The organism is Pseudomonas sp. GL_117 (assembly GCF_057835125.1).
In genome coordinates, this window is the sequence record NZ_CM174418.1 from 6,032,883 (window position 1) to 6,055,915 (window position 23,033).

A 23,033-nucleotide genomic window follows, 5' to 3' on the forward strand; every position below is an offset into this window, starting at 1 on the left:
CAGGCGTCACTGAACTGGCATCACTGAACTGGAAAGGCAAACCAATGCAGCGTCTGTATCGGAAACGCATCGTTCTCGGCGTCGGCGGCGGCATTGCCGCCTACAAGAGCGCAGAACTGGTTCGCAGGCTCCTGGACCAGGGCGCCGAAGTGCGCGTGGTCATGACCCGCGGTGGCAGTGAGTTCATTACCCCTCTGACCATGCAGGCGCTGTCCGGCCACCCGGTTCACCTGGACCTGCTGGACCCGGCCGCCGAAGCCGCCATGGGCCACATCGAGCTGGCCAAATGGGCGGACCTGGTACTGATCGCCCCGGCCACCGCCGACCTGATCGCCCGCCTGGCCCAAGGCATCGCCGATGACCTGCTGACCACCCTGGTACTGGCCACCGACGCCACCGTCGCCATTGCCCCGGCCATGAACCAGGCCATGTGGCGCGACCCGGCCACCCAGGCCAACACCCAACTCCTGCAAAGCCGTGGCCTCAAGGTGTTCGGCCCGGCCTCCGGCAGCCAGGCCTGCGGTGACGTCGGCATGGGTCGCATGCTTGAAGCCACCGACCTGGCGTTGTGCGCCGCGGAGTGCTTCCAACACCTGGCCCTGACCGGCAAGCACGTGCTGATCACCGCCGGGCCGACCCAGGAAAACATCGACCCGGTGCGCTACATCACCAACCATAGCTCAGGAAAAATGGGCTTTGCCTTGGCGGAAGCGGCGGTCGAGGCAGGCGCACGCGTCACCCTGATCACCGGCCCGGTGCATTTGCCGACCCCCGATCGCGTCACGCGAATCGACGTCGTCAGCGCACGGGACATGCTTGCGGCCTGTGAAGCGGCGATTCCGTGCGACCTGTTTATCGCCTCGGCAGCGGTTGCGGATTACCGCCCGGAAGTCGTCGCCCCGCAAAAGCTCAAGAAAGACCCTACGAGCGGTGACGGCCTGCTCCTGCAAATGGTGCGCAACCCAGACATCCTGGCCACCATCGCCACCCGTCCGGACCGTCCGTTCAGCGTCGGTTTCGCCGCCGAGACCGAGCACCTGCTGGACTATGCTTCGCGCAAATTGAAAGACAAAAACCTCGACCTGATCGTTGCCAACGATGTCGCCAACCCGAGCATCGGCTTCAACAGTGAGGAAAACGCCTGCAGCGTGATCGACCGCGAGCTGCACGCCACCCTTTTCGCCCAGACCAGCAAAGGCAAGATTGCCCGCCAACTGATCTCATTTATCGCCCAACGGCTGAACCAGGTTTAATTTCCATGCACGCTTTGCAAGCCAAGATCCTCGACCCCCGCATCGGCACCGACTTCCCACTGCCGGCCTACGCCACCGAAGGCTCCGCCGGCCTGGACCTGCGCGCCATGCTCAAGGAAGACACCGTCCTTGAACCGGGCCAGACCGTCCTGATTCCCACCGGCCTGTCGATCTACATCGGCGATCCGGGCCTGGCCGCGCTGGTTCTGCCGCGCTCGGGCCTGGGCCATAAACACGGGATCGTGCTGGGCAACCTGGTCGGCCTGATCGACTCGGACTACCAGGGCGAGTTGATGGTGTCGTGCTGGAACCGTGGCCAGACCGCGTTCAACATCGCCGTCGGCGAGCGCATCGCGCAGTTGGTGCTGGTGCCGGTGGTGCAGGCGCACTTCGAACTGGTTACGGAATTTGCTGAAACACAACGTGGCGCAGGCGGCTTTGGCCATTCTGGCAGCCACTGACTACGCTGAATCAAACCGGGCAGCCCAGCCCGGTTCGATGCCACCGCATGGCTTTTCGGGATGAAGAATGCGCGGACCTAATCAGCGGGATTTCACGAGTTAAATCAACAGATTACGCACAAGGAAGCACGGAGCGACTGCTCCGATGGCACTTTTGCACCACGAACTCTCTGCCGAAAAAGCCGTCATACCCTTCAGTTTGAGCCTGCCGGTCAGCCGCTTTACGGCCAGCCTTGCCCCTTTCAGATGGAGTTTCCCCCCGCGATGAGTACCGCAGCCCGAGTAGCCCCGACATTCCCCGACAGCATCTTTCGCGCCTACGACATTCGTGGCGTAGTGCCCAAGACCCTGACCGCCGAAACCGCCTACTGGATCGGCCGCGCCATTGGCGCCCAAAGCCTGGCGCAGGATGAGCCCAATGTCTCGGTTGGCCGTGACGGCCGCCTGTCTGGCCCGGAGTTGGTGGAGCAACTGATCCAGGGGCTGGCCGACAGTGGTTGCCACGTCAGCGACGTCGGCCTGGTGCCAACACCGGCGCTCTACTACGCCGCCAACGTCCTGGCCGGCAAGTCCGGGGTGATGCTCACCGGCAGCCATAACCCGTCGGACTACAACGGCTTCAAGATTGTCATCGCTGGCGACACCCTGGCCAACGAACAGATCCAGGCCCTGCACACACGCCTGAAGACCAACGACCTGAGCAGCGGCAAAGGCAGCATCACCAAGGTCGACATCCTGCCGCGCTACGCCGATGAAATCACCCGCGACGTCAAGCTCGCCCGCCGCCTCAAAGTGGTCGTGGACTGCGGCAACGGCGCGGCCGGCGTGATCGCACCGCAACTGCTCGAAGCGCTGAACTGCGAAGTGATCCCGCTGTTCTGCGAAGTCGACGGCCACTTCCCCAACCACCACCCGGACCCGGGCAAGCCCGAAAACCTGGTGGACCTGATCGTCAAGGTCAAGGAAACCGGGGCTGATGTCGGCCTGGCCTTCGACGGCGACGGTGACCGCGTCGGCGTAGTGACCGAAACCGGCGAGATCGTGTTCCCAGACCGCCTGCTGATGCTGTTCGCCCGTGACGTGGTGGCGCGCAACCCCAACGCCGAGATCATCTTCGACGTCAAGTGCACCCGCCGCCTCACCCCGCTGATCAAGGAATATGGCGGTCGCCCGCTAATGTGGAAGACCGGCCACTCGTTGATCAAAAAGAAAATGAAGGAAACCGGCGCCCTGTTGGCCGGCGAAATGAGCGGTCACGTGTTCTTCAAGGAACGCTGGTTCGGTTTTGACGACGGCATTTACAGCGCCGCTCGTCTGCTGGAGATCCTCAGCAAGGAGAAATCCACGGCCCAAGAGCTGTTTGAGACCTTCCCGAATGATATTTCTACGCCAGAGATCAATATCCATGTGACCGAGGAGAGCAAATTCAGCATCATTGACGCACTGCACGATGCGCAATGGGGCGAAGGCGCCAACCTGACCACCATTGATGGTGTGCGAGTCGATTACGCCAAAGGCTGGGGCCTGGTTCGCGCGTCCAACACCACACCGGTGCTGGTCCTGCGTTTCGAGGCGGATACCGAGGCTGAGTTGCAGCGCATCAAGGACGTGTTCCACGCCCAGTTGAAACGTGTTGCCCCTGATCTCCAATTACCGTTCTGATTTTTTGCACCGGAGCCCTGAATGACCCTCGAACGCGAAGCCGCTGCCAACACCGCCAAGGTCCTTTCCGAAGCGTTGCCTTACATTCGACGCTACGTCGGCAAGACGCTGGTGATCAAATACGGCGGCAATGCCATGGAAAGCGAAGAGCTGAAAACCGGCTTTGCCCGTGACATCGTGTTGATGAAAGCCGTGGGGATCAACCCGGTGGTGGTCCACGGTGGAGGCCCGCAGATCGGCGACCTGCTCAAGCGCTTGTCGATCGAGAGTCATTTCATCGATGGCATGCGCGTGACTGACGCACAGACCATGGACGTGGTGGAAATGGTCCTCGGTGGCCAGGTGAACAAGGACATCGTAAACCTGATCAACCGCCACGGCGGCAGCGCCATTGGCTTGACCGGCAAGGACGCGGAACTGATCCGCGCGAAAAAACTGACAGTCACCCGTCAGACGCCGGAAATGACCCAGCCGGAAATCATCGACATCGGCCAGGTGGGCGAAGTGATCGGTATCAACACCGACCTGCTGAACCTGCTGGTCAAGGGTGACTTCATCCCGGTGATCGCGCCTATCGGAGTGGGCGCCAACGGCGAGTCCTACAACATCAACGCCGACCTGGTAGCAGGCAAGGTGGCGGAAGCGCTGAAGGCTGAAAAGCTGATGCTGCTGACCAACATCGCCGGCCTGATGGACAAGGAAGGCAAGGTGTTGACCGGCTTGACCACGCAACAAGTGGACGAGTTGATCGCCGATGGCACCATCTACGGCGGCATGCTGCCGAAGATCCGTTGCGCACTGGAAGCGGTGCAAGGTGGCGTGGGCAGCTCGCTGATCCTCGACGGCCGGGTTCCGAATGCAATCCTCCTGGAAATCTTCACCGATACCGGTGTGGGCACACTGATCAGTAACCGCAAGCGTCCTTAAACGCTACAAACAAAAGGCCCCGCTCAATCTGATTGAGCGGGGCCTTTTTTATGTGCGCTGAACCTGCAGACCAATGGAGATCCCCTTGTGGGAGCGGGCTTGCTCGCGAAAGCGGAGTGTCAGTCAGCAGATATGTTTCTGAAACACCGTATTCGCGAGCAAGCCCGCTCCCACAGACTTACTGCGTCAGACGCCAAACTGCTCGCGATATGCACGCACCGCCGGCAAATGCTGCTTGAGCTGCGGATCATCTTCCAGGAACTGCAGCACCTGGTTCAGCGACACGATGCTCACCACCGGAATGCCGAAATCGCGCTCCACTTCCTGGATCGCCGACAATTCACCGTTGCCACGCTCCTGGCGGTTCAGCGCGATCAGCACGCCAGCGGCCTTGGCGCCGTCCTGGGAAGCGATGATCTGCATCACTTCGCGGATGGCGGTGCCAGCGGTGATCACGTCGTCGATGATCAGCACGTCACCCTTGAGCGGCGCCCCGACCAGGCTGCCGCCTTCGCCGTGCGCCTTGGCCTCTTTACGGTTGAAGCACCAAGGCAGATCCTGCCCATGATGCTCCGCCAACGCCACGGCCGTAGCGGCCGCCAAGGGAATGCCCTTGTAGGCTGGGCCAAACAGCACATCAAAGGAAATACCGCTTTCAACGATGGCCGCTGCGTAGAAACGACCCAATTGCGCCAGGGCCGAGCCCGAGTTGAACAAGCCTGCATTGAAGAAGTACGGACTGGTGCGCCCGGACTTCAAAGTGAACTCACCGAAGCGCAAAACGCCGCGATCGATGGCAAAACGAATGAAATCGCGTTGATACGCCTGCATGAAAAAAGCCTCAGATACCACGGATTTAGCTAATTAGGTAGACGGCGTGTATCATACACGCACGCGATTTTTGGGGCCATTTATGCGGATCATCAGTGTGAACGTTAATGGTATTCAGGCTGCAGTCGAGCGTGGTTTGCTCAGTTGGCTGCAAGCCCAGAATGCCGACGTCATCTGCCTGCAGGACACCCGCGCCTCCGCCTTTGAACTGGACGACCCAGCCTTCCAACTGGATGGCTACTTCCTTTATGCCTGCGATGCCGAAGTGCCCACCCAAGGTGGCGTGGCTTTGTACTCGCGGTTGCAACCCAAGGCGGTCATCAGCGGCCTCGGCTTCGAGACAGCCGACCGCTACGGGCGCTACCTGCAAGCCGATTTCGACAAGGTCAGCATCGCGACCTTGCTGCTTCCTTCGGGGCAGAACGGCGATGAAGACTTGAACCAGAAGTTCAAGCTAATGGACGATTTCGCCCGTTACCTGGATAAACAGCGACGCAAACGTCGCGAGTACATTTATTGTGGCTCGCTGTACGTGGCGCAACAGAAGCTGGATATCAAGAACTGGCGTGACAGCCAGCAATCCCCGGGCTTCCTGGCGCCGGAGCGGGCCTGGATGGACGAGATTGTCGGCAACATGGGTTATGTCGATGCCCTGCGCGAAGTCAGCCGCGAAGGCGACCAGTACAGCTGGTGGCCAGACAACGAACAGGCCGAGATGCTCAACCTGGGCTGGCGTTTCGACTACCAGTTGCTGACCCCTGGCCTGCGCCGGTTTGTTCGCAGCGCACGCTTGCCGCGCCAGCCGCGCTTCTCGCAGCACGCGCCGCTGATCGTGGACTACGACTGGACACTGACCATCTAAGGTCTTTTTCCAGGCACAAAAAAACCGACATCGCTGTCGGTTTTTTTGTGGGCGTTCATTATTTGATCAGGCGCCAGGTCAAGGGATAGCGGTAGGCGATGCCCTTGTTGGCCTTGATCGCACCGATGATCGTCAGCGCCACACCGGCGATGGCCAGCGCCGTCATCAGGAAAAACCCGATGACCGCAAAAGCCAACACGATGCAAACAATCCAGGCGATGGCCACGGTGATCTGGAAATTCAGCGCCTCCTTGCCCTGATCATCAATGAACGGGTCCAACTCCTTCTTCATCTGCCACAGGATCAGCGGCCCCACGACGCTGCCGAAGGGGAATATAAACCCCAGAAACGCCGCGAGATGGCACAACATCGCGCCTTGGCGCACTTCGTAGGAAGGCGTAGGTACCGGCACTTGGTTGTCATTCATGGCGCTTCTCCTTGAGACGGGTTCAGTCAGCCAGTGCGGCGTTCTGCAGTTCGAAGATCTCGGTCATGCCCTTCTGGGCCAGGGCCAGCATGGCGTTCAGCTCGGCCGGCTGGAATGGCGCGCCTTCGGCGGTGCCCTGCACTTCGATGAAACCACCGGTGCTGGTCATCACCACGTTCAGGTCGGTCTCGGCAGCCGAGTCTTCCAGGTAGTCCAGGTCCAGTACAGGCTCGCCCTGGTACATGCCCACCGATACGGCGGCGATCATTTGCTTGAGCGGGTCGCCACCTTTCAGGCCGCCACGCTTCTTGATCACTTTGAGTGCATCAACCAGGGCCACCATGGCGCCGGTGATGGATGCCGTGCGGGTGCCGCCGTCAGCCTGGATAACGTCGCAGTCGACGTACAGGGTCACATCGCCCAGCTTGGACATGTCCAGCGCCGCGCGCAGGGAACGGCCGATCAGGCGCTGGATCTCCAGGGTGCGCCCGCCTTGCTTGCCACGGCTGGCTTCACGCTGGTTACGCTCGCCGGTGGCGCGCGGCAGCATGCCGTACTCGGCAGTCAACCAACCCTGGCCCTGGCCCTTGAGGAAACGTGGCACGCCGTTTTCGACGCTGACGGTGCAGATCACCTTGGTATCGCCAAACTCGACCAGTACAGAACCCTCGGCGTGTTTGGTGTAGTTGCGGGTGATGCGGATCGAGCGGAGCTGATCGGCAACGCGACCACTTGGACGTTTCATAGGGGATACCTGTACAGAGGACGAAAAACTGCCGGACATTATAGAGCCGCGAACCGATTCGGGGCACGCCTAAAAAATTCGCTTACGAATGCTCGGGCCGTCGCCCATTGTTTGGGCGCGCTCGCCCCACTGCGCTACAATCCTGCGCCTTCTTAACCATCAGCCCGTGTACACGGGCTGCAACGCGAGGTACCTCCATGGTGCACAGCATGACCGCCTTCGCCCGCGTCGAAAAAGCCGGCGTCCAAGGCACCCTGAGCTGGGAACTGCGCTCGGTCAACAGCCGCTACCTGGAGCCGCACCTGCGCCTGCCGGAATCGTTCCGCGACCTCGAAGGCGCCGTCCGTGAAGCACTGCGCCAGGGCATCTCCCGCGGCAAGCTGGAATGCACCCTGCGTTTTACCGAGGAAACCACCGGCAAGCCGCTGCAGGTGGACCGCGACCGCGCCGCGCAACTGGTCGCCGCCGCCGAGACCATCGCCGGCCTGATCAAGCAACCCGCCGCGCTGAACCCCCTGGAAGTCCTGGCCTGGCCCGGCGTGCTGGTGGCCGACGCCAGCGACCCGCAAGCCCTCAACGCCGAAGCCCTCGCCCTGTTCAACCAGGGCTTGAAGGAGCTGAAAGCCGGCCGCGAGCGTGAAGGCGCCGAACTGGCCCGTTTGATCAACGAACGCCTGACGTCGATCGAAGAAGACGTGGTCACCCTGCGCGAGCTGGTACCGCAGATGCTGGCGACCCAACGCCAGAAGGTCCTCGATCGCTTCACCGACATGAAAGCCGACCTCGACCCGACGCGCCTGGAGCAGGAAATGGTGCTGCTGGCGCAAAAGAGCGACGTCGCCGAAGAGCTCGACCGCCTGAGCACCCACATCCTTGAAGTGCGCCGCGTGCTCAAGTCCGCCGGCGCCGCCGGTCGGCGCCTGGACTTCCTGATGCAGGAACTCAACCGGGAAGCCAATACACTGGGCTCCAAGGCGTTCGATCCGCGCAGCACACAAGCGGCGGTCAACCTTAAAGTGTTGATCGAGCAGATGCGCGAACAAGTACAGAATATTGAGTAAGGCAACTTCCATGACCCACAGCACTGGCACCCTTTACATCATTTCCGCTCCTTCGGGCGCGGGCAAGAGCAGCCTGGTCAAGGCCCTGACCGACGCTGACGCGCAGATCCGCATCTCGGTCTCCCACACCACCCGCGCCATGCGCCCGGGAGAGGTGAACGGCGTCCACTATCACTTCGTCGAGCGCACCGAGTTCGTCAAGATGATCGAACACGGCGACTTCCTCGAGCGCGCCGAAGTCTTCGGCAACCTCTACGGCACCTCGCAAAGCCACCTGCAGCAGACCCTGGACGAAGGCCACGACCTGATCCTGGAAATCGACTGGCAGGGCGCCGAGCAAGTACGCAAGCTGATGCCCCAGGCGCGCTCGATCTTCATCCTGCCGCCATCCCTCGACGCCTTGCACCAGCGCCTGACCAACCGTGGCCAGGACAGCGACGAGATCATCGAAGGCCGCATGCGTGAAGCCGTCAGCGAAATGAGCCACTACGTCGACTACGACTACCTGATCATCAACGACGACTTTTCCCACGCGCTGGATGATTTGAAGGCGATTTTCCGCACCAATCAGCTCCAGCAAAAGCGTCAACAGCAGCGTTTCGGCAAATTATTGGCTGAACTGCTCGGCTGATTGGCTCTTCCCAAAACCGCTGCAAGGGCTTTACATTGGCACTTGCGGCGGTTTTACGAAGGCTCGCGAAAAATCAGCGCTTCCCTAAACGCTGGTGATTTTTTAAACTGTTCAGTCCGCTCGCCCAACCGGGCAGCGCGCATCTTGCATTCGCTCCGAGGAATACCATGGCCCGCGTAACCGTTGAAGACTGCCTAGAACACGTGGATAACCGCTTTGAGCTGGTCATGCTCTCTACCAAGCGTGCCCGTCAACTGGCCACTGGCGGCAAAGAGCCACTGGTCCAGTGGGAAAACGACAAGCCTACCGTTGTAGCCCTGCGTGAAATCGCTGAAGGCCTGATGAGCTACGAGTTCATCGCCAACGCTGAAATCGTTGAAGACGAACCGCTGTTTGCAGCGTTCGAGGACGAGTCCAACGAGGCCGTCTAAGCCTATGCCTGGTCGACGTAGCACGGCGCGGGGTCACAGCCATCGGCAGGAGTTAACACTTTGCCGAGCATAGACGCCCTCGCCGATCGCTTATCGGCCTACCTCGGCCCAGACCAGGTCAACCTGGTCCGCCGAGCGTATTTCTACGCCGAACAAGCCCATGACGGCCAACGCCGCCGCAGTGGCGAGGCGTATGTCACCCATCCTCTTGCGGTGGCAAACATTCTTGCCGACATGCACATGGACCATCAGAGCCTGATGGCCGCGATGCTGCATGACGTGATCGAAGACACCGGCATCGCCAAGGAAGCGCTCAGCGCGCAATTTGGCGAAACCGTGGCCGAACTGGTCGACGGGGTCAGCAAACTGACCCAGATGAACTTCGAGACCAAGGCCGAAGCCCAGGCGGAAAACTTCCAGAAGATGGCCATGGCCATGGCCCGCGACATCCGGGTGATCCTGGTCAAGCTGGCCGACCGGCTGCACAACATGCGCACGCTGGAAGTGCTGTCCGGCGAAAAACGCCGGCGCATCGCCAAGGAAACCCTGGAAATCTACGCGCCCATCGCCAACCGGCTGGGCATGCACGCCATTCGTATCGAATTCGAAGACCTCGGCTTCAAGGCCATGCACCCGATGCGTTCGGCGCGCATCTACCAGGCGGTCAAGCGCGCCCGGGGCAACCGCAAGGAAATCGTCAACAAGATCGAAGAGTCCCTGAGCCATTGCCTGGCGATCGATGAGATCGAGGGCGAAGTCAGCGGCCGGCAGAAACACATCTACGGCATCTACAAGAAGATGCGCGGCAAGCGCCGGGCCTTCAACGAGATCATGGACGTGTATGCGTTCCGGATCATCGTCGACAAGGTCGACACCTGCTACCGCGTGCTGGGCGCTGTACATAATTTGTACAAGCCCCTGCCGGGCCGCTTCAAGGACTACATCGCGATTCCCAAGGCCAACGGCTATCAGTCGCTGCATACCACGCTGTTCGGTATGCATGGCGTGCCGATCGAGATCCAGATCCGCACCCGCGAAATGGAAGAGATGGCCAACAACGGCATTGCCGCCCACTGGCTGTACAAGTCCAGCGGCGACGAGCAGCCGAAGGGCACCCATGCCCGCGCGCGCCAGTGGGTCAAAGGCGTGCTGGAAATGCAGCAACGTGCCGGCAACTCCCTCGAATTCATCGAAAGCGTGAAGATCGACCTGTTCCCGGACGAGGTCTACGTGTTCACACCCAAAGGCCGGATCATGGAGCTGCCCAAGGGCTCCACGGCGGTCGACTTTGCCTATGCCGTGCACACCGACGTGGGCAACAGCTGCATTGCCTGTCGGATCAATCGTCGTCTCGCACCGCTGTCCGAGCCACTGCAAAGCGGCTCCACGGTCGAGATCGTCAGCGCACCGGGCGCCCGCCCGAACCCGGCCTGGCTCAACTTCGTGGTCACCGGCAAGGCGCGCACCCACATCCGGCACGCCCTCAAGCTGCAACGTCGTTCCGAGTCCATCAGCCTCGGCGAGCGCCTGCTGAACAAGGTGCTCAACGGTTTCGACAGCGCCCTCGACAAGATCCCGGCCGAACGCGTGCAGGCGATGCTCCACGAGTACCGCCAGGAAACCATCGAAGACTTGCTGGAAGACATCGGCCTGGGCAACCGCATGGCCTACGTGGTCGCCCGCCGCCTGCTTGGCGAAGGCGAACAACTGCCAAGCCCCGAAGGCCCGCTGGCGATTCGCGGCACCGAAGGCCTGGTGCTCAGCTACGCCAAGTGCTGCACGCCGATCCCGGGCGACCCGATTGTCGGGCACCTGTCGGCGGGCAAAGGCATGGTGGTGCACCTGGACAACTGCCGCAACATCACCGAGATCCGCCACAACCCGGAAAAATGCATCCAGCTGTCGTGGGCCAAGGATGTTACCGGCGAATTCAACGTCGAGCTGCGCGTCGAACTGGAACACCAGCGCGGCCTGATCGCCTTGCTGGCCAGCAGCGTCAATGCGGCCGATGGCAATATCGAGAAAATCAGCATGGACGAACGCGATGGTCGCATCAGCGTGGTCCAGCTGGTAGTCAGCGTGCACGACCGTGTGCACCTGGCCCGCGTGATCAAGAAACTGCGCGCCCTGACCGGAGTGATCCGCATCACCCGCATGCGTGCATAACCTGTCTCTTACAAGGAGTCACTCATGACCAAGACTGTTATCACCAGCGACAAGGCCCCAGCCGCCATCGGCACTTACTCCCAGGCCATCAAGGCGGGCAACACCGTCTACATGTCCGGCCAGATCCCGCTGGACCCAAAGACCATGGAACTGGTGGAAGGCTTCGAAGCACAGACCGTGCAGGTCTTCGAAAACCTCAAGTCCGTGGCTGAAGCGGCCGGCGGTTCGTTCAAGGACATCGTCAAGCTGAACATCTTCCTCACCGACCTGAGCCACTTCGCCAAGGTCAACGAGATCATGGGCAAATACTTCGAACAACCCTACCCAGCCCGCGCCGCCATCGGCGTAGCCGCCCTGCCAAAGGGTGCGCAGGTTGAGATGGACGCGATTCTGGTCATCGAGTAAAACACCCGGCGCAGCCTCACGGGCTGCGCCGACTTTGTTTCAGAAGGATTTCGTAATGCGCAAAGCGCTTGTAGCCTCTTCATTGCTCACCCTGCTGCTCGGCGGCTGCGCCAGCAACCCCGCCGACCTCGATGTGAGCGGCACCTGGATCAACCAGGTCGCCATCGATGCAGCGGCCAAGGGCGGCCCTTTGCGTGAAGCCCTGCAAAGCTTTGGCCCGAACCTCGAATGGGAGGTCAACACCAAGGCTGGCCAGGCACGCTACTACAACGGTTTTGAAGTAGCGGAAGGCAAGTTGCTGGGTGAACAATCCGGCATATGGCGCGTGGATTTCTACGGCAGCTCCGCCACCGAACTCAAGCGCAAAGGCAAGCAACTGCTGCAAGCGGCCAACGACAATGAGCCCGAGCAACTGTTCGCCCGCGCCAAAGACCCCGCCCCGGACGGTGCCCCACTGGGCGCCAACTTCGAACGGGCGCTATATGCCGCTTACCTGGGCGGCGACTGGAAGATCACCGACGGCTTCGGCAATGGCGCCATCGTGCAGTTCCAGGCCAACGGCAAGGTGGTCGGCCTGCCGAATGCGGACCAGTACTCGCTGTGCCTGGCGGGTGACTGCGCATCGATGAGCGGCGGCTACGACAGCATCTGGCTGCAACTGAACGGCCAGGGCAACCCGTGGATATTCGTGCGCAAGGGTGGGCAGCTGGAAATCTTCCAGGCGGTGAATACTGCGCAGGCCGATGAAGTGCCTCAGTTCACCCCGGGCCCGCGCCAATGGTTGCTTGAAAAGCAATAGCCAGCCTCACGCTAATATAAATGTGGGAGCGGGCTTGCTCGCGAATGCGGAGTGTCAGTCACTGAATGTGCTTCTGAAACACCCCATTCGCGAGCAAGCCCGCTCCCACATTTTTGACCGCATTTCAGCCCTTGAGAATCGCCGCATAACCTTCGCGATAGCTCGGATAAGTTGGCTTCCAGCCCAGAGCCCTCACCCGCGCATTGCTGCACTGCTTGCTCCCCGCCCGCCGCACGCTCGCATCGTCCGCCCACTCCGTCACACCCAGATACCCGCGCAACCAATCCACCACCTCGGCCAACGGCGCCGGCGCGTCATCGACGCCGATGTACACCTTGTCCAACTGCCCGCCCTGCTCCACATGCCGCAGCAAAAACGCCAGCAAGCCTGCGGCGTCGTCCGCATGAATACGGTTGCCATATAAAGGTGGGTCGATTGCCACGCGATAGCCTTGGCGCACCTGGGTCAGCAACCATTCACGCCCAGGGCCATAGATACCGGTCAGCCGCACGACGCTCGCCGGGATGCCGCTATTGAGCGCGACTTGCTCGGCTTCCAGCATCACCTGACCGGAATAGCCCTTGGCCTGGGTATCGGATGTTTCGTCGACCCACTCACCGTTCTGCTGCCCATACACACTGCTGCTGGATACAAACAGCAGGTGCTTCGGCGCCTGGCCGTAGTCGTCCAGCCACTCCAGCACATGCTTCAAGCCCTGCACGTAAGCCGCGCGATACCCGGCCTCGTCGTGGTCGGTCGCGGCTGCGCAATACACCAGGTAATCCACCCCGCCGATCGGCCAGGTGTCCGGACAGTCCTTGCTGAACAGGTCGCCGGCGATGCCAATGACGCCCTCGGGCAGGCGCGAAATATCGCGACGCAGGCCATGAACCTCCCATCCCGAGGCCAGCAATTGGCTAGCCAGCCGACTACCCACATCGCCGCAACCGGCAATCACAACAGAAGGCGCAGACATCACAAAACTCCGTACTGAAAGGTCTAGATTAGCCCTCGCAGCAGACCGGCGGCCAGAAAAAGCACAAATAAAGTTACTGTATTACTTCTGTTAACAAGAATTACTTGCAATAATAACCGCCCATTTGTCCTCGGCCCCCCCGGGTCTGGAAGGACGATCACCCACTTTTTCTTCTCAGGTCCGGCCAGCATGACACGTAATACAAACCCCGCTTCGCCAACCACGTCCCGCGCCTGGCGCGCGATTGCCGCGCTGATGCTCAGCGTCCTGCTGGCACCGACCGTAGCATTCGCCGATGCCACCGCGCCGGCCGCTCCAGCTGCTGCCGAGCACAGCACTGCGGCGCCTGCCGCCGCGCCGGCCGCCACCGATCCGGCCCTGGCTGCAGCACCTGCACCTGCACCCGCCGACGAAACCGGCGTGGTCCTGGAAGAAGACAACACCCTGGGCATGGCCCACGACCTGTCCCCATGGGGCATGTACCAGAACGCTGACGTAGTGGTGAAAGCCGTGATGATCGGCCTGGCCATCGCCTCGATCATCACCTGGACCATCTGGATCGCCAAAGGCTTCGAGCTGCTGGGCGCCAAGCGTCGTCTGCGCGCTGAAATCGTCCACCTGAAAAAAGCCACCACCCTAAAGGAAGCCAGCGAAAGCGCGACCAAGAAGGGCACCCTGGCCAACACTCTGGTGCACGACGCGCTGGAAGAAATGCGCCTGTCGGCCAACACCCGCGAAAAAGAAGGCATCAAGGAACGTGTGGCTTTCCGCCTCGAGCGCCTGGTTGCGGCCTGCGGCCGTAACATGAGCAGCGGCACCGGCGTGCTGGCAACCATCGGTTCCACCGCACCGTTCGTCGGCCTGTTCGGCACCGTGTGGGGCATCATGAACAGCTTCATCGGCATCGCCAAAACCCAGACCACCAACCTCGCCGTCGTTGCCCCGGGCATCGCCGAAGCCCTGCTGGCCACCGCCCTGGGCCTGGTTGCAGCGATTCCTGCGGTAGTGATCTACAACGTCTTCGCCCGTTCGATTGCCGGCTACAAGGCCCAGGTATCCGACGCGTCGGCAGAAGTCCTGCTGCTGGTCAGCCGCGACCTCGATCACCTGCCTACCGAGCGCAGCTCGCAACCGCACATGGTGAAAGTGGGGTAATCGGCCATGGGCCTGCATTTGAATCAAGGCGACGACGAACTCGTCGAGAACCACGAAATCAACGTCACGCCGTTTATCGACGTGATGCTGGTGCTGCTGATCATCTTCATGGTGGCGGCACCGTTGGCAACTGTGGACATCAAGGTCGACCTGCCCGCCTCCAGCGCCAAACCAGCGCCACGGCCAGAGAAACCGGTGTTCCTCAGCGTCAAGGCGGATCAGCGTCTGTTCCTGGGCGAAGAAGAAGTCAAATCCGAAACCCTCGGCCAGGTGCTCGACGCCAAGACCCAGGGCAAGAAAGACACGACGATCTTCTTCCAGGCCGACAAGGGCGTGGACTACGGCGACCTGATGAGCGTGATGGATGCCCTGCGGGCAGCCGGCTACCTCAAGGTAGGCCTGGTCGGACTTGAGACGGCAGCCAAGAAATGATCACGACGCGCCACAAACTGACGCGGTATGGCACAAGCCTCGCTGTCGTGCTGGGCGTGCATGCCGTCGCGATCATCATCGCGCTTCAATGGTCCGCGCCGCATACGGTCCAGTTGCCGCCGGCTGCCATGGTCATCGACCTGGCGCCGATGCCCGCGCCGCCACCGCCGGCTCCGCCGAAGGTGATCACGCCGCCGCAACCGCCAGCGCCGGTGGAAGAGCTGCCATTGCCGAAACTGGCCGAGGCACCCAAGCCGACAATCCAGGTGCCCAAGCCGGTCAAGCCCAAACCAAAACCGCAGCCGCCCAAGCCGGTGGAGAAAAAGGTCGAGCCGGTCAAGGAGAAGCCTTCCGAAGAGCCGCCGAGCGACGCTCCACCGACCCAGGCACCGGCTGAAAAATCGGCCCAGCCCGTGCCCGGCCCGTCGCCACAACAGATTGCCGCCAAGGCATCCTGGGAAGGCACCCTGCTGGCGCACCTGCAGAAGTACAAGAAGTACCCGCCCGGCGCCCAGGCCCGTGGCAAGGAAGGCCTGAACCGCCTGAAGTTCGTGGTGGATGCAGACGGCAATGTGCTGTCCTACGAGTTGGTAGGCCGCTCCGGCAACGCCGACCTGGACCGTGCGACCCTGGACATGATCCGTCGTGCCCAACCGTTGCCCAAGCCGCCAAGCGACATGCTCAAAGGTGGCACCATCGAGATCGTTGCACCGTTCGTGTACAACATCGAAAAGCGCCGCTAAATACCGCGCGCAAGCGCGGCCTATGTGGGAGCGGGCTTGCTCGCGAAAACGGTGTGTCAGTTGATACATTCATCACTGACACACCGTTTTCGCGAGCAAGCCCGCTCCCACATTTTATTTCATCGCTGCATAAAGTCTCTTTCCCACAAAATCCCCGGCATTCCCCGCTCAATCCCCAGCAAACTTCTGATAACGTGTGTCTATCGATTGCAGCCGGTATGCTTGGCCCGCAACCTCATGGACGCCCGCTATGACTCTTACAGAATTACGCTACATCGTGACCCTCGCCCAAGAGCAGCACTTTGGCCATGCGGCCGAGCGTTGCCATGTCAGCCAGCCGACGCTGTCGGTGGGCGTGAAAAAGCTTGAAGACGAACTCGGTGTGCTGATTTTCGAGCGCAGCAAAAGCGCCGTGCGCCTCACGCCCGTGGGCGAAGGCATCGTGGCCCAGGCGCAAAAAGTCCTGGAGCAGGCGCAAAGCATCCGCGAGCTGGCCCAAGCCGGTAAAAACCAGCTGACCGCCCCGCTCAAAGTCGGCGCCATCTACACCGTCGGCCCGTATCTGTTCCCGCACCTGATCCCGCAACTGCACCGCGTCGCGCCGCAGATGCCGCTGTATATCGAAGAAAATTTCACCCACGTGCTGCGCGACAAACTGCGCAACGGCGAGCTGGACGCGATCATCATCGCCCTGCCATTCAACGAGGCCGACGTGCTGACCCTGCCGCTCTACGACGAGCCATTCCAGGTGTTGATGCCCGCCGACCACCCCTGGACCAAAAAAGACACCATCGACGCCGCCCTGCTCAACGACAAGAGCCTGCTGCTGCTTGGTGAAGGCCACTGTTTCCGCGATCAAGTATTGGAAGCCTGCCCGACCCTGACCAAAGGCAACGACGGCGCCAAACACACCACCGTGGAATCCAGCTCCCTGGAAACCATCCGCCACATGGTCGCCTCCGGCCTGGGCATCTCGATCCTGCCGCTGTCGGCAGTCGACAGCCATCACTACGCCCCCGGCGTGATCGAAGTGCGCCCACTGACGCCGCCGGTGCCATTTCGCACCGTAGCGATTGCCTGGCGCGCCAGCTTCCCACGGCCAAAGGCCATTGAGATCCTCGCCGACTCGATCCGCCTGTGTTCGGTGGCCAAGCCGCCTGTTGCGAGCTAAGTAACCGTATGACTGAGCTGTCGCAGGTATCGGTGACGGCACTCAAGGGTGTCGGTGAAGCCATGGCCGAAAAACTGGCCAAGGTCGGCCTGGAGAATCTCCAGGACGTGCTCTTCCACCTGCCCCTGCGCTACCAGGACCGCACCCGCGTGGTGCCCATCGGCCATTTACGCCCAGGGCAGGACGCGGTGGTCGAAGGCACCGTCAGCGGCGCCGACGTGGTGATGGGCAAGCGCCGCAGCCTGGTGGTGCGCTTGCAGGATGGCACCGGCGGCCTGAGCCTGCGCTTCTATCATTTCAGCAATGCGCAGAAGGAAGGTCTCAAGCGCGGCACCCGCGTGCGCTGCTACGGCGAAGCGCGGCCCGGTGCATCCGGCCTGGAGATCTACCACCCGGAGTACCGGGCCATCACCGGCGACGAGCCGCCTCCGGTGGACACCACCCTCACCCCGATCTACCCGCTCACCGAAGGCCTGACCCAACAGCGCCTGCGCCAGTTGTGCACGCAGACCCTGACCCTGCTCGGCCCGAAAAGCCTGCCCGACTGGCTGCCGCTGGAGCTGGCCCGCGACTATCAACTGGCGCCGCTGGACGATGCGATCCGCTATCTGCATCACCCGCCCGCCGACGCCGATGTCGATGAGCTGGCCCTTGGTCACCACTGGGCCCAGCACCGCCTGGCCTTCGAAGAACTGCTGACACACCAGCTGTCCCAGCAACGCCTGCGCGAAAGCATGCGCTCGGCGCGCGCACCGGCGATGCCCAAGGCCACCAGGTTGCCTGCGCAATACCTGGCCAACCTCGGCTTCACCCCGACCGGAGCCCAGCAGCGCGTCGGCAATGAAATCGCCTACGACCTCAGCCAGCAAGAACCGATGCTGCGCCTGATCCAGGGCGACGTCGGCGCGGGCAAGACCGTGGTCGCCGCCCTCGCGGCCTTGCAGGCGCTGGAAGCCGGCTACCAGGTCGCGTTGATGGCCCCTACCGAGATCCTCGCCGAGCAGCACTTCATCACCTTCAAGCGCTGGCTTGAACCCCTGGGCCTGGAAGTGGCATGGCTGGCCGGCAAGCTCAAGGGCAAGAACCGCGCCGCGGCGCTGGAGCAGATCGCCGGCGGCGCACCGATGGTGGTCGGCACCCACGCGCTGTTCCAGGACGAAGTGCAGTTCAAGAACCTCGCCCTGGTGATCATCGACGAACAGCACCGCTTCGGCGTGCAGCAACGCCTGGCCCTGCGCCAGAAAGGCGTGGGCGGGCGCATGAATCCGCACCAGTTGATCATGACCGCCACGCCGATTCCACGCACCCTGGCGATGAGCGCCTACGCCGACCTCGACACCTCGATCCTCGACGAACTGCCCCCCGGCCGTACCCCGGTCAACACCGTGCTGGTCACCGACACCCGCCGCGTCGAAGTGATCGAGCGCGTGCGCGGCGCCTGCGCCGAAGGCCGCCAGGCGTACTGGGTGTGCACGCTGATCGAAGAGTCCGAAGAGCTGACCTGCCAGGCCGCCGAAACCACCTATGAAGACCTCACCAGCGCCCTCGGCGAGCTCAAGGTCGGACTGATCCATGGCCGCATGAAACCCGCGGAAAAAGCCGCGGTGATGGCCGAGTTCAAGGCCGGCAACCTGCAACTGCTGGTCGCCACCACGGTGATCGAAGTCGGGGTGGACGTGCCCAACGCCAGCCTGATGATCATCGAAAACCCCGAGCGCCTGGGCCTGGCCCAACTGCACCAACTGCGCGGCCGCGTCGGCCGGGGCAGCGCCGCCAGCCATTGCGTATTGCTGTACCACCCGCCGCTGTCACAGATCGGCCGCCAGCGCCTGGGCATCATGCGCGAGACCAACGACGGTTTTGTCATCGCCGAAAAAGACCTCGAACTGCGTGGCCCCGGGGAAATGCTCGGCACGCGCCAGACCGGCCTGCTGCAATTCAAGGTCGCCGACCTGATGCGCGACGCCGACCTGCTACCCGCCGTGCGTGATGCGGCGCAAGCCTTGCTGGAGCGTTGGCCGGAACATGTCAGCCCATTGCTGGACCGCTGGCTCCGACATGGGCAGCAATACGGCCAAGTGTGACGCTGCGCGCACTTATACGACCCCCATGTGTATCAAGCTGGTTATACTCCAACGACTGTAAGAAATTGGATCAGGCCATGTCAGAAGTTGCCCACGCCACAGCCCCACTGACCACTCCGCCGGTCATTCAGGCGCTGCTCGCCAAACTCGCCATCCCCTACACGGAAGTCACCGAACACCTTGGCTTGAACCCTGCGCGCAAGGTCCAGGCGGTGTTGTTGGAAGATGCCGTGGGCGCTCTGATGGTGCTGTTCCCGCAGAACCAACTGCTCGACCTCAACCGCCTCGCCGAACTCACCGGCCGCCGCCTCACGGCCGTGGCGCCGGATCGCGTCGCGCGCATGCTCGGCAAGCACGACCTGAGCCTGTTGCCCGGCCTGCCGGCACTGACCAGCTCGCCGTGCCTGTACGAAGGCAGCCTGCTCAACGAGCCGAACCTGCTGGTGCATTCGGGTGAAGCCGGGTTGCTGCTGGAGATCGCCAGCGAACACTTCAAGAGCATGCTCACCAAGGCCAGCGCCGCGCAGTTCGGCGAACCCCTGAGCAACATCCGGCCGAACCTCGACCGCCCCAATGATGACCGTGAGGAAATCACCCAGGCGATGCAGGCGTTCACCGCCCGCCGTATCCAGCAGCGCCTGGAAGCGACCCTTGAGATCCCGCCGCTGGCCGACACCGCGCAAAAGATCATCAAGCTGCGCGTCGACCCCAACGCCACCATCGATGACATCACGGGCGTAGTGGAAACCGACCCGGCCCTGGCCGCCCAGGTGGTGAGCTGGGCCGCGTCGCCGTACTACGCTTCGCCGGGCAAGATCCGCTCGGTGGAAGACGCCATCGTGCGCGTGCTGGGCTTCGACCTGGTGATCAACCTGGCACTGGGCCTGGCCCTGGGCAAGACCCTGAGCCTGCCCAAGGACCACCCGCACCAGGCCACGCCGTACTGGCACCAGTCGATCTACACCGCCGCCGTGATCGAAGGCCTGACCCGCGCCATGCCGCGCGCCCAGCGCCCGGAAGCCGGCCTGACCTACCTGGCCGGCTTGCTGCACAACTTCGGTTACCTGCTGCTGGCCCACGTGTTCCCGCCGCACTTCTCGTTGATCTGCCGGCACCTGGAGGTCAACCCGCACCTATGCCACAGCTACGTGGAACAGCACCTGCTGGGCATCAGCCGCGAGCAGATCGGCGCCTGGCTGATGCGCTACTGGGACATGCCGGACGAACTGTCCACCGCCCTGCGCTTCCAGCACGACCCGACCTATGACGGTCAGTACGCCGAGTATCCGAACCTGGTGTGCCTGGCCGTGCGCTTGCTGCGCAGCCGAGGCATCGGTTCCGGGCCGGACGAGGCCATTCCCGACGAACTGCTTGAGCGCCTGGGACTGACCCGGGACAAGGCGGAGGAAGTGGTGGGCAAGGTGTTGGATGCCGAGGTGCTGTTGCGCGAACTGGCCTCACAGTTCAGCCAGCCCTGACTCTGTAGCCTGTCAGACCGCTTTCGCGAGCAAGCCCGCTCCCACAGTTGACCGAGTTCCAACATGAGAATGCGGTCGAATGTGGGAGCGGGCTTGCTCGCGAAGAATCCACCTCGGTCTACCTGAAAACCCTACTTCTTTTTCTTCGGCTTCAGATACTTGGTCAACCCCTGGAACCAGATCACCAGCGCCGGGTTGCCCTTGATCTGGATCGACTTGTCCTGAATCCCCGTCATGAACGCCAATTGCTTGTTCTTCGCCTGCATCGTGGCGAAGCCGTAGGCAGCGTCCTTGAACGCGATGGCAAACGCCGGCGTCGGGTGGACGCCCGAACGGCTGGTGATGCGTTGGTCTTTGACGATGAAGTGACGGGCGACTTTGCCGTCGAGGGTCTGCAACTGGAAGGCCAGGTCTTTATCACCCAGTTGTTGCTGGAAGGCAGGGTTGGTGCGGCTGGCTTTGCCCATCATCAGGCCCAGCACCCACAGGAGAAGACGGAATTTCATAACGACGCAGCCTCGTTGAATTAAACAGCTGGCGCAGTTTAGCCATTCCTATATAGAACACCAACAAGGTTTGCTACACGCAAGAACCAAACGTTACTTGCAGATTTAATGACTAATGAGTCACGCTCAAATAATGGTTTGCCCGAAGGATAACCACCCAGCACGCCTACCCTGCCCAAGGCTTATTCCAAAAAAGAATTGATAACTGTCAACTTTGACAGTTATGAGCGCAGTACACACCCCTCAAACTAATTACACGGACCTTGGCTGAATCAATTTCTGGTTTACGCCATAACCCATGAATGAGGGCTTAACGATGTTAAAAAACCAAACGACACCTTCGTGGTTACGCAAGCCACGTCGGGCTGCACACAGCGAGGGCGAACTAACCATAAAGATTGCTATGGATCCGCTTCCTCCTTTTGACGAATTCCGAGCCACGAAAGAAGTGATGATGAGATTCAACGGCGAGCATCTTGAAGTTATTGCACGCGTCGACAATTACCCGCATTTGATTTTTTGGGTTTATATACATTTTGATGACCTGTACACCCCATCAATACTACCGATAGAGCCAACGGGCGACCCCGGTTCAGCTTATGCGGCATTCTTCGCCGATAAAACATACGCGGGAACTACAGGGCAACTTGAGTTCTCTTTTGATGAAAAATCGGAAACCCTCACCGCCACGCTAGAGTTTTTAGCCCCGCCTTACCGGTTTACCTGTGGCCAACTCCATATCAAAGGCCTGAACCCTCCGGTGAAGTAACTATCTCTGAGGCACAAGGGACACCCGTCATTTCAATTGACGGGTGTCCCTTGTATTAACCAGTCACTGGATTAAACGTTGGGGCAAGGAACCGGCGCCCAGTCGGCCAGGTTCGGATCGCGGCAGCTGCCTTCGAGCTGAGCTTTACCGGCGCTGGCGACCTTCTTGCTTTCATCCTGCTTGGTCTGGGCGGTCTGGAAGGTCTTCTCGGTGCTCACCGCTTCTGTTGGTACGGTTGGGAGCGGCGGCTTTTTCGGCGGTTTGGAGCCTGTGCCTTTCTTCTTGCCCGCGGCTACCACAGGTGTCGTTGTATCGGCCTTGGCCACGGTGACCACGTCGGTACGCTGTACGCCAACCTGTTGCAGGTCTTTCTCGTAGGCCTGGGTGTAGTTGTTCAGGTCTTCGGCCGCTTTACCGTTGACCGCAACGATCAGGTCATTGGATTCCTTCAGGCCCGCGACGATTTCCGCCAGGCGCTTGCGGCCTTCGGTGTCGTTGACGGTCTTGGCTTTGCGATCAGCCACCAGCTTGGTGAACGCGCTCTGGTAGCACTGCTGGGACGCCTTGGCGTACGCGGTGCTGCGGTCGATGTCGGAGGCGCTTTTGTTCACATCAGCCGCATATGAGGCAATACGCTGGTTGTCATCGGCGATCTGCTTCTGGCGCTCGGTGTAGTAACCCGCTGCGCCGCCCGCCAGGGCACCGCCCGCAGCACCGATGGCGGCGTTACGGCCACGTTTTTCCTTGTCGCCGGTCAGGACGCCGAGCAGGGCACCGCCGGCAGCGCCGATGGCCGCGCCGGTGACAACCGACTTGGTCATGTTCGAGTCGGTGGCGCGCAAGTGCTGCACCGGCTCGTAGCAGTTGGGGTAGTACTCGACCTTGGTGCTCGACGCGACCTTGGAGGCCGGCGACGTGGCGCAACCGGTCAGCACGGTGCTGAAGCCGGCTGCGATCAGCAGCAAGTGACGCTTGGAAACCGCCTTACGGGAAAAAAGCATAGGTGTGTTCTCTTTTAAGTTTGACTTGCCCAGCACGGCCACGGCCGCCTGAGTCCC

At 61.5% G+C, this 23,033-nt stretch carries 23 protein-coding genes and 1 pseudogene; 18 read left to right on the plus strand and 6 right to left on the minus strand.

The features are described 5' to 3' along the window. Window positions 1-44 precede the first annotated feature (44 nt). From coaBC to argB, 4 genes and pseudogenes are all read left to right on the plus strand, one after another. Complete coding sequence (gene coaBC / locus AC3ISR_RS27685; protein ID WP_192298008.1) at window positions 45-1,253, plus strand: bifunctional phosphopantothenoylcysteine decarboxylase/phosphopantothenate--cysteine ligase CoaBC; 1,209 nt, start codon at window positions 45-47, stop codon at window positions 1,251-1,253. A 5-nt stretch (window positions 1,254-1,258) separates the two neighbouring features. Beyond that, window positions 1,259-1,714: a dUTP diphosphatase gene (gene dut / locus AC3ISR_RS27690; RefSeq protein WP_192298009.1), complete on the plus strand. Its 456-nt coding sequence runs from the start codon at window positions 1,259-1,261 to the stop codon at window positions 1,712-1,714. 246 nt (window positions 1,715-1,960) lie between these two features. Further along, window positions 1,961-3,376 (plus strand): annotated as a pseudogene (locus AC3ISR_RS27695) (phosphomannomutase/phosphoglucomutase); the annotation flags it as partial. 21 nt (window positions 3,377-3,397) lie between these two features. After that, window positions 3,398-4,303: an acetylglutamate kinase gene (gene argB, locus AC3ISR_RS27700; protein WP_017735763.1), complete on the plus strand. Its 906-nt coding sequence runs from the start codon at window positions 3,398-3,400 to the stop codon at window positions 4,301-4,303. Between the two features lie 186 nt (window positions 4,304-4,489). On the opposite strand, the gene pyrE is transcribed toward argB, so the two are convergent. After that, entirely contained in the window at window positions 4,490-5,134 is a 645-nt protein-coding gene (gene pyrE / locus AC3ISR_RS27705; RefSeq protein WP_028618476.1) for an orotate phosphoribosyltransferase, read from the minus strand. 82 nt (window positions 5,135-5,216) lie between these two features. Here pyrE and crc point away from each other — a divergent pair, with 82 nt between their 5' ends. Further along, entirely contained in the window at window positions 5,217-5,996 is a 780-nt protein-coding gene (gene crc / locus AC3ISR_RS27710) for a catabolite repression control protein Crc (RefSeq protein WP_003195493.1), read from the plus strand. 58 nt (window positions 5,997-6,054) lie between these two features. On the opposite strand, the gene AC3ISR_RS27715 is transcribed toward crc, so the two are convergent. Continuing rightward, the gene (locus tag AC3ISR_RS27715; protein WP_192298011.1) at window positions 6,055-6,423 is read right to left on the minus strand and encodes a DUF4870 domain-containing protein; all 369 of its coding nucleotides are present in this window, start codon (window positions 6,421-6,423) and stop codon (window positions 6,055-6,057) included. 22 nt (window positions 6,424-6,445) lie between these two features. Then, entirely contained in the window at window positions 6,446-7,168 is a 723-nt protein-coding gene (gene rph / locus AC3ISR_RS27720) for a ribonuclease PH (RefSeq protein ID WP_017735760.1), read from the minus strand. Between the two features lie 197 nt (window positions 7,169-7,365). On the opposite strand from rph, the gene AC3ISR_RS27725 reads away from it, so the two are divergent. The 6 genes from AC3ISR_RS27725 (at window position 7,366) to AC3ISR_RS27750 (ending at window position 12,661) form a co-directional block, all read left to right on the plus strand. Then, entirely contained in the window at window positions 7,366-8,229 is an 864-nt protein-coding gene (locus tag AC3ISR_RS27725) for a YicC/YloC family endoribonuclease (protein WP_192298012.1), read from the plus strand. A 10-nt stretch (window positions 8,230-8,239) separates the two neighbouring features. Next, on the plus strand, window positions 8,240-8,860 hold the full coding sequence (gene gmk / locus AC3ISR_RS27730; protein ID WP_192298013.1) for a guanylate kinase: 621 nt from the start codon (window positions 8,240-8,242) through the stop codon (window positions 8,858-8,860). A gap of 167 nt (window positions 8,861-9,027) precedes the next feature. Further along, window positions 9,028-9,291 carry a DNA-directed RNA polymerase subunit omega gene (gene rpoZ, locus AC3ISR_RS27735; protein WP_003176920.1) on the plus strand — a complete coding sequence of 88 codons (264 nt, stop codon included), beginning with the start codon at window positions 9,028-9,030 and terminating at the stop codon, window positions 9,289-9,291. A gap of 60 nt (window positions 9,292-9,351) precedes the next feature. After that, the gene (gene spoT / locus AC3ISR_RS27740; protein WP_056860838.1) at window positions 9,352-11,457 is read left to right on the plus strand and encodes a bifunctional GTP diphosphokinase/guanosine-3',5'-bis pyrophosphate 3'-pyrophosphohydrolase; all 2,106 of its coding nucleotides are present in this window, start codon (window positions 9,352-9,354) and stop codon (window positions 11,455-11,457) included. A gap of 24 nt (window positions 11,458-11,481) precedes the next feature. Next, window positions 11,482-11,862 carry a RidA family protein gene (locus AC3ISR_RS27745; protein WP_003176922.1) on the plus strand — a complete coding sequence of 127 codons (381 nt, stop codon included), beginning with the start codon at window positions 11,482-11,484 and terminating at the stop codon, window positions 11,860-11,862. A gap of 55 nt (window positions 11,863-11,917) precedes the next feature. Beyond that, window positions 11,918-12,661, plus strand: a complete 744-nt coding sequence (locus AC3ISR_RS27750) for a hypothetical protein (RefSeq protein WP_192298014.1) — start codon at window positions 11,918-11,920, stop codon at window positions 12,659-12,661. Between the two features lie 124 nt (window positions 12,662-12,785). On the opposite strand, the gene AC3ISR_RS27755 is transcribed toward AC3ISR_RS27750, so the two are convergent. Continuing rightward, window positions 12,786-13,637 (minus strand): SDR family oxidoreductase, encoded by an 852-nt coding sequence (locus AC3ISR_RS27755; protein WP_192298015.1) that lies wholly within the window; start codon window positions 13,635-13,637, stop codon window positions 12,786-12,788. 189 nt (window positions 13,638-13,826) lie between these two features. Here AC3ISR_RS27755 and exbB point away from each other — a divergent pair, with 189 nt between their 5' ends. From exbB to AC3ISR_RS27785, 6 genes are all read left to right on the plus strand, one after another. Continuing rightward, complete coding sequence (gene exbB, locus AC3ISR_RS27760) at window positions 13,827-14,792, plus strand: tonB-system energizer ExbB (protein WP_192298016.1); 966 nt, start codon at window positions 13,827-13,829, stop codon at window positions 14,790-14,792. 6 nt (window positions 14,793-14,798) lie between these two features. Next, window positions 14,799-15,224 carry a TonB system transport protein ExbD gene (exbD, locus tag AC3ISR_RS27765; protein ID WP_017735752.1) on the plus strand — a complete coding sequence of 142 codons (426 nt, stop codon included), beginning with the start codon at window positions 14,799-14,801 and terminating at the stop codon, window positions 15,222-15,224. Beyond that, on the plus strand, window positions 15,221-15,967 hold the full coding sequence (locus tag AC3ISR_RS27770; RefSeq protein WP_192298017.1) for a TonB family protein: 747 nt from the start codon (window positions 15,221-15,223) through the stop codon (window positions 15,965-15,967). Before exbD ends, AC3ISR_RS27770 begins: the two co-directional genes overlap by 4 nt. Before the next feature lie 250 nt (window positions 15,968-16,217). Then, window positions 16,218-17,138, plus strand: a complete 921-nt coding sequence (locus AC3ISR_RS27775) for a hydrogen peroxide-inducible genes activator (protein WP_226454684.1) — start codon at window positions 16,218-16,220, stop codon at window positions 17,136-17,138. Window positions 17,139-17,146: 8 nt separating this feature from the next. Further along, on the plus strand, window positions 17,147-19,222 hold the full coding sequence (recG, locus tag AC3ISR_RS27780; RefSeq protein WP_463983692.1) for an ATP-dependent DNA helicase RecG: 2,076 nt from the start codon (window positions 17,147-17,149) through the stop codon (window positions 19,220-19,222). Window positions 19,223-19,299: 77 nt separating this feature from the next. Next, window positions 19,300-20,700 carry an aminoacyl-tRNA deacylase and HDOD domain-containing protein gene (locus AC3ISR_RS27785; protein ID WP_192298020.1) on the plus strand — a complete coding sequence of 467 codons (1,401 nt, stop codon included), beginning with the start codon at window positions 19,300-19,302 and terminating at the stop codon, window positions 20,698-20,700. Window positions 20,701-20,831: 131 nt separating this feature from the next. Here AC3ISR_RS27785 and AC3ISR_RS27790 read toward each other — a convergent pair whose 3' ends face one another. Then, entirely contained in the window at window positions 20,832-21,206 is a 375-nt protein-coding gene (locus AC3ISR_RS27790) for a hypothetical protein (protein WP_058424462.1), read from the minus strand. Between the two features lie 316 nt (window positions 21,207-21,522). Here AC3ISR_RS27790 and AC3ISR_RS27795 point away from each other — a divergent pair, with 316 nt between their 5' ends. After that, window positions 21,523-21,975, plus strand: coding sequence for a hypothetical protein (locus AC3ISR_RS27795; protein WP_192298021.1), 453 nt, complete (start codon window positions 21,523-21,525; stop codon window positions 21,973-21,975). 71 nt (window positions 21,976-22,046) lie between these two features. Here the strand turns inward: AC3ISR_RS27795 and tagQ are convergent, their stop codons facing one another. Then, on the minus strand, window positions 22,047-22,976 hold the full coding sequence (gene tagQ, locus AC3ISR_RS27800) for a type VI secretion system-associated lipoprotein TagQ (RefSeq protein WP_192298022.1): 930 nt from the start codon (window positions 22,974-22,976) through the stop codon (window positions 22,047-22,049). Window positions 22,977-23,033 lie beyond the last annotated feature (57 nt).